This is a genomic window from Verrucomicrobiota bacterium (genome assembly GCA_019247695.1).
Taxonomy (GTDB): domain Bacteria; phylum Verrucomicrobiota; class Verrucomicrobiia; order Chthoniobacterales; family JAFAMB01; genus JAFBAP01.
Genome location: JAFBAP010000188.1, coordinates 25,812 through 32,465, shown reverse-complemented (window position 1 = coordinate 32,465; position 6,654 = coordinate 25,812). Strand labels below are relative to the sequence as shown.

The 6,654-nt window shown below is 61.5% G+C and carries 7 protein-coding genes; 1 reads left to right on the top strand and 6 read right to left on the bottom strand.

The window, feature by feature from the left end; genetic code table 11:
• Window positions 1-327: 327 nt before the first annotated feature.
• Window positions 328-903 carry a Uma2 family endonuclease gene (locus JO015_22230; protein ID MBW0001826.1) on the top strand — a complete coding sequence of 192 codons (576 nt, stop codon included), beginning with the start codon at window positions 328-330 and terminating at the stop codon, window positions 901-903.
• A gap of 2 nt (window positions 904-905) precedes the next feature.
• Here JO015_22230 and JO015_22225 read toward each other — a convergent pair whose 3' ends face one another.
• The 6 genes from JO015_22225 to JO015_22200 all read right to left on the bottom strand — a co-directional run bounded on the left by JO015_22225 (window position 906) and on the right by JO015_22200 (window position 6,652).
• Window positions 906-1,721, bottom strand: coding sequence for a DeoR/GlpR transcriptional regulator (locus JO015_22225; GenBank protein MBW0001825.1), 816 nt, complete (start codon window positions 1,719-1,721; stop codon window positions 906-908).
• A gap of 109 nt (window positions 1,722-1,830) precedes the next feature.
• Window positions 1,831-2,814, bottom strand: a complete 984-nt coding sequence (locus JO015_22220; protein ID MBW0001824.1) for a branched-chain amino acid ABC transporter permease — start codon at window positions 2,812-2,814, stop codon at window positions 1,831-1,833.
• Complete coding sequence (locus JO015_22215; GenBank protein ID MBW0001823.1) at window positions 2,814-3,641, bottom strand: branched-chain amino acid ABC transporter permease; 828 nt, start codon at window positions 3,639-3,641, stop codon at window positions 2,814-2,816. The genes JO015_22220 and JO015_22215 overlap by 1 nt, the downstream gene beginning before the upstream one ends.
• 20 nt (window positions 3,642-3,661) lie before the next feature.
• Complete coding sequence (locus JO015_22210) at window positions 3,662-4,489, bottom strand: phosphoenolpyruvate hydrolase family protein (GenBank protein ID MBW0001822.1); 828 nt, start codon at window positions 4,487-4,489, stop codon at window positions 3,662-3,664.
• 4 nt (window positions 4,490-4,493) lie between these two features.
• Window positions 4,494-5,744 (bottom strand): Tm-1-like ATP-binding domain-containing protein, encoded by a 1,251-nt coding sequence (locus JO015_22205; protein MBW0001821.1) that lies wholly within the window; start codon window positions 5,742-5,744, stop codon window positions 4,494-4,496.
• 59 nt (window positions 5,745-5,803) lie between these two features.
• Window positions 5,804-6,652: a phosphoenolpyruvate hydrolase family protein gene (locus tag JO015_22200; protein MBW0001820.1), complete on the bottom strand. Its 849-nt coding sequence runs from the start codon at window positions 6,650-6,652 to the stop codon at window positions 5,804-5,806.
• Between the last annotated feature and the right edge of the window lie 2 nt (window positions 6,653-6,654).

Here is a 6,654-nt window from a genome sequence, read left to right as displayed (position 1 = left end):
TGGCCATCGAGGTAAAATGTTGTCTCAGGCCCAACGGGCCGGCAGACCTTAGCCCAGGGTTTTACCCCACTGCCCTTTAGTTGAGGAGACAAGGCCGGGTATTGCTTTCGTCCCGCAGGGACGGCTGAGGTTAGGCAGGCACTTTAGTGCCTGTGGGGGTAAACCCCGGCCCATGTTCTGCCGCCCCTTTGGGGCTGAAGCCGGCTCAACCATCCTGAGAAGGGGCCTGAATGGTATTAACACCGGGCACCTTCAAGTTTAAAGAATGCGCCCTGGCGTATGACCAGGTATGTTTCAGTACCAATTGCAGAGGCGACCGCCTGCCCTATGACCACCCGTACTCAAACGCCGCCGGTCCACTTCGACGCCGTGCGCCGCTTTACCATTGAGGAGTATTACCGGTTGGTCGAGGCCGGCATTCTTGAGGAGGATGCGGGCGTCGAACTGCTGGACGGTCAACTCATCCCCATGGCGCCCATCGGCCCCGAACACCACTGGATCCTGGATACCCTAACCAGAACCTTCAATCGCCGGGAGGACGACCGTTTCGGGGTGGGACCCGGACGTTCCTTGCCCATCCCGCGGCACAACGTACCCGAACCGGACCTGGTGATTTACCGCTCCGGCGTTAGCCGCCGGCGGCACCTCACCGCAACGGATGTGCTGTTGGTCATTGAAATTTCCGATAGCACCCTCACCCGCGACTTGGGTTTTAAGGCTGACCTCTACCGGCAGGCCGGAATCCCGGAATACTGGGTGGTGGACGTTCGGAACCGCTGCCTGCGCGTCTTTACGCTTCACGCTGACCGTTACGAAACGGCGATCGTAAGGGAAGGCAAAGTATCGCCGCAGGCTTTGCCCGGCGTCGAGATCGATGCGTCCTTCCTGTTCAGCGGCGATTAAGCTCACGTCGAATCGTCGACCGTCGCCAATTCCACGTTTACGCCGGCATTGCGCATGCCCTGCAATGCCGGGCTTGCCAACCGGTCGTCCACGATCACCAGGTCAAAATCCTGCAACCGTGCTAACTGATGGAGCGCGGACCGTCCGAATTTCGTACTGTCGACCAGCAGGATGGAGCGTTCGGCTGAATTTATCATTGCGCGCTTTACCTGAATGATTCCTTGTTCCTGGTGATAAGCCACCAGGTCGAGCACCGCCGACGTGGAGGTGAAGAGCAAGTTGACCCGAAGAGAAGTGATCGCTTGCTCGCACAGGATGCCCGCAAACGCGTCGTATTGGGGCAGGTAGTCACCCCCGAGCGCCACCAAATGAACGTGCTTGTGAGGGCTGAGCTCGCGCAGGACGGAAAGCGAATTGGTGATAACCGTCAGGTACTCGAACGCAGGTAGGAGCTTCGCGAATGCGAGCGAGGTGGTTGAGTCATCGAGCATCACCGCCTGTCCGGGTTCGACCAGCCGGGAGGCCGCGCGCGCGATGGCCGCCTTTTCGCATGGGGTTACGCTGATCCGGTAACGGATGTCGCTCTCGAAAAGGCTCGACGGTCGGGCGGTGGCGCCGCCTCGTACTTTGCGCAGTACGCCCTGCCGTTTCAGGTCTTCGAGGTCCCGGTGGATCGTCATGATGCTGACGTTGAACCTCACAGCAAGTTCCTGGACCCGAACGGAAGAATGTTGCAACACGTATTCGGCGATTCGTTCCTGGCGAACCGCCCTGGAAAAAGGCGGATCGGTCGTTGGCGATCCGTTTAGAGCTTCCATGAACTTTGGCTTAGTCGAACCTGGATCAACCTTCCTGCACGGGCGCAAATGGCGGCGGGATCCGGCCAGCCCTGAATCCCGCTTGGGGGCAGCCGTGGCCTTAACTTCACTACTTGGCTAATCCATCGGCGCTCGCCGGGCGATCCACAAGGCGTTCATCCCGCCGCTTTCGGCGGAGCCGCTTCCCTAACAAGCCGTTCGGCAAAAAAATCACGACGGCGGTGAAGATCGCCCCGACGATCATCCAGTAGCGAGGCGTTAAAGAACTCGTCACCGCAATCAGAAATACAGTCACGAACGAGCCCAGGATCGCGCCCTCGAGTCGGGATACGCCCCCAACCAGGGCTGCCATTACCACCATGACGGCGCTTTGCAGATTGGCGGTGTGCGGCGCAATCACCCCGCTCTGAAAAACGCCCAGGACCCCCGCTACACCGGCCACGGCACCTGAAACCACGATCGCGATGAATCGGTACATCTGCACGTTAAACCCAAGAGCGGCCAGCCGGCGCGGGTTTTCCCGGACGCCCCGAAAGCAAAGTCCGAGCGGTGAACCTAACAAATGGCGAAGCAGGGCAAAGCAGCCGGCCGTACAAACCAGGCCGGCGTAGTACAACGGCGTCGTATCCTGCAAGGACCAACGGCCGAACAGAACCGGACGCGGTATGCCGGCGATTCCGTTGTAGCCGTTCGTCACGGAGGCCCACTGCATCGCGACGCCCTCAAACAACTGGGCCAAAGCCAGGGTCATCATAAGAAAGTAATTCCCCTGAGCTCGGATTGCGACGGTTGCGAAAAGGGCGCTCAGCAGCGTTGCCCCGAAGACCGCCAGCGGAATCGCGACTGCGAATGACGACTGGTGGGTCTTTACGCCGACGCCGATCACGTACCCGGCCATGGCGAAAAAAGCCATTTGCGCGAGAGATACCATGCCGCTGTAGCCGGCCAGCAGAACAAAGCTCATCGTTACCATGCTGATGATCAGGCTGCGGGTAGCTAACTGCACGTAGTAGCCGCCCAGCCATACGGGGACGGTCATCGCGATGAGCGCCACCACGAGACCGGCGACTAACGGTGAGAATTCTTTTCGCATCAACCGGGCCTCCCGAAGAGACCTTGAGGCCGGAAGGCCAACACCAGAATCAACGTGCCGCTCAGGAGGAAAATGGCGAGTTCGCTGAAGTAAGTCCGGCCGAAGCTGTCCACCAGGCCGACGACGACGGCCCCGACGGCCGAGCCGGCCAGGCTCCCCATCCCGCCGAGGATCACGACCACGAGTGCGTAGGTCAAAATGATGAAATCCGTTCCGGGACCGAAGGCAAGGTAAGAGCCACCGATCGCGCCCCCGAACCCGGCCAGGAGGCCGCCTAACAAAAAGGTCAGCGCAAAGATGCGTTCGATGTTAATTCCTAACGCGGCAACCATCCACCGGTTGTCGACTCCCGCGCGGACGATGGCGCCGAACTTAGTATGGTGCAGCAGTACCCAAAGCGCCAAGCCGATGACGACGGCCGTGACAAGGACGAAGGACCGAAATCCCGGGTAAATGAAGCTACCGAGAATGACGGGTCTCCGCAACTGCGCAGGCGCCTGCAAAGTAAGCGGTAGGCCGCCCCATGCCCAAAGGCAGAAGTCGGCCAGGATCATGGCAATGCCGACCGTCAATAACGTACGCGGCAGGTCCCCGTTTACGCGGTTGATCAGTTGATAGACGATGAGCGCCATCAGCCCGACAGCCGCGGTGCCGGCGAGCGTGCCGACAACCCAATTGCCGGTCTTGCTCTGAACGGTATAGCTTACGTACGCCCCCAGGATGTAGAAGACCCCATGGCTCATGTTGACGATCCTCATCAGGCCGAAAATGAGGGTGAAACCACTCGAGACGATAAAAAGCAGGGCCCCGTAAGTGAGGCCGTTCATGATCAATAAAAACGTGTTATTCATTCTCGGCTTGCTGGCGAGGTTGAGGCTGTCCTGAAGCGCCGGATCGCGTCGGCGACGGCGGTACGGACCGGGCCGGCTTCGGCCGTCGATCCGGTGACGTAGCCGTCAGCGCCGGTCGCACGCAGCGCGGCTGCAACGGCTTCGGGGTCGTTGAAAGGGCCGCCATGGATCAGGGTGAAAACGTCGCGGCGGACGCTCTGCGCAGCGTTGGCGATTTCCCGGAGCGCTCCGATGGCCTGGTCAAGGCGGTTTGGATCGTTTGAGCCAAACGTGGTCAAGCCCAGGTTGATTCCCAGGAGATGAGCGCCGGCCTCCGCCATCGCGGCGGCCTGGCTTGAATCGAATACCCAGCCCAGAGTTAGCAGACCACGCTTGACCGCTTGACGAACCAACGACACCTCGCGCCCGAAACCGAGTCCTGCCGCTTCCAGGTGGGCCCGCAGGTCCGGGGAATAAATGCCGATGAACGGTTCGTTGGTAACGCCCGCGACGCGCAGATCGGCCACCTGGGTGAGCACCCTGTCAAGATCTACGCGCGGGTCATGGACGCCGATGCCCGCAAGCACCGGGGTGGATCCGGCCGCGGCAATCACTTGCGGCAGGACATCAAAGGTCAACCGGTTGGCATCATCGTACGGTAAAAAGGCCAGCGCAGTCGGTAACCCCATGATGCGGTAGACGGCCGTGTTGTAAACGGCGAGAAGGTCCGCCCCGCCGTCCACGGCGCCTTTTGCCGTGACGCCGCTGCCCACCCCGGCGCAGATCATCGGCCGCCGCTGCCGGCGCCCTTCTACCATCCGCTCGAGAAATTCGCGCACGTTCATAGGATCAGGCCGCCGCGGGATGGGCCGCGTGCCACAAGTCCAGGAATACGTCGGTGGTCGCATCCGCGAACGCCGGATCGTTGATGTTGGCGTCTATCTCCCGGAGGGGAATGTCGGCGCGAAGGTTCTGCCGGATCTGGTCGTACATCGCTTTATCGGCCGCGGGATCGATCCACAACCCGTCCGGCGGCTGTTCATATTTGTCCTTCCCTCTCAACGGCAGGAGGACGGCCGTTCGGCCGGTTGCGCGGTTAACCTTCTCAGCGAAGATGCGCCCCAGTTCCGCGCACTCCTGCGCGTTTGCCCTTACCGCGCACACGTTGGCGTTGTGCACGATCAGCTTGCGTTCGGGAACGTCGAACACGGCCGGGAGGGTGTGTCGCGGGCCGAAGTTGATAACTTCCAATGCACCCGGAACCACCACCTGAGGGATTCCGCGCCGGGCGGCCGCCTCGAGCCGATGAGGCCCGGCCGAAAAGATGCCGCCGAGGTAATTGTCGGTCAGTTCGCTGGTGGTGTAATCGATCACGCCATCAATCAGGCCCTCGTCAATCATCGCTTCCATGGACCGGCCGCCTGAACCGACGGCATGAAAGACGATCGTCTCCAACCCGTGCTGCTCGAGCCGTCGAACGATCCGGAGGACACCGGGGGTCGTAACGCCAAACATCGTGATCGCAACGAGCGGTCGATGATCTTGCACGGGCGACGCCGCCGCCCCGAGGGCCATGCCGGCGATCGCATTGACGGCGTTGGCGATGAGCTTGCGCGACACCCGGTTCAGGCCGGCAATGTCGGTAACCGAGTTTGCAATGTAAATGTCTTTTGTCCCCACAAAGCCGGCGACGTTGCCGGAAGCCAGCGTGGAAACCATCACTTTGGGGAGTCCCAACGGCAACGTTCGCATGGCCGCGCTGATGACCGTGGTCCCGCCGGAGCCGCCGAGTCCCAGCACCCCGTCGCACCTTCCTTCGGCGCGGAGCTGCGCAAAGATCCGGATCAGGCCCCTGGCCATGGTCTCGAGGGCCACGACGCGGGTGTCGGAACCTTCCCGCGCAAACCGCAGCTCCGACAGCGGTTTGCCGCCGGCCCGCGCCACCTCGTCCGCCGGAATATCCGGCGCGAAGGCGGGCTCACCAAGGATACCGAAATCGACGACCAACGGGGTGACCCCGTGTTCGAGAAGGCGGGCGCGGGCAAACTCGTATTCCGGGCCCTTGGTGTCCAGAGTTCCGGCGAGAACGACGGTGGGCATCGGTTTTCCTCCTTTATTCCTCCTTTAAACCTGCCAGGAAAAGCAATCCCCCCTCCGCCCTAACCCGCAGGCTGGCGCCGGCCCAGTTTGAGGGCCCGGAATCCTTGCACGATGTCCGTGATGGCGCGCTCGACGGGCAATCGCTCGATGGAGGATGCTCCGAGAAAACCGTCCACGGGCGTCCGGTCGAACGCGACCTGCACGGAAGCGGGATCTTCGAACGGGCCGCCGTGGGCTAAAACGATCACGTCGGATCGAACGGCCCGGGCTGCCTCGCACATCGCTGACAGCTTCTCACACGCCTGGTCGAGATCCGGAACTTCTTTCGCACCGATCAGGCCGCCGCTGGTGAGGCCCACGTGCGGGCTGATGATGTCGGCGCCCGCATCAGCCATCATCCGGCATTCATCGGGAGCGAAGGCGTACGCTGAGGTGAAGATGTCTCGCCGGCGGCAGCGCTCGATGAGCTTGACTTCTTCCGGGTAACCCAGGTTCGTGGCGTCGATGTGTTTACGAAAGGTTCCGTCGTACAACCCCGCCGTGGGTACGTTAGTGATGCCCGAAAAGCCTAACCGCATCATTTCATCGAGTAGCTGGTCGATGTCGCGGTAAGGATCCGCGGCGCCGATCCCGCCGATGACGGGGGATTCTTCCACGACGCGGAGCACGTGCCGTCCAAGATCCAAGGTCATCTGATTGGAATCGCCGTACGCCAGGTAACCCGACAAAGAGCCGTGACCGTCCATCCGAAACGGGCCGGTATTGTAGATGAAGATGGCGTCAATGCCTGCCCGGTCGGCGACCTTTGCCACCAGGCCGATGCCGGCGCCGCCCATGACCAGCGGCTCACCGCGGCGACGCTTTTGGTTGAGGCGATCGAGAAATTCACTGCGTGAATACTGTTTCATGG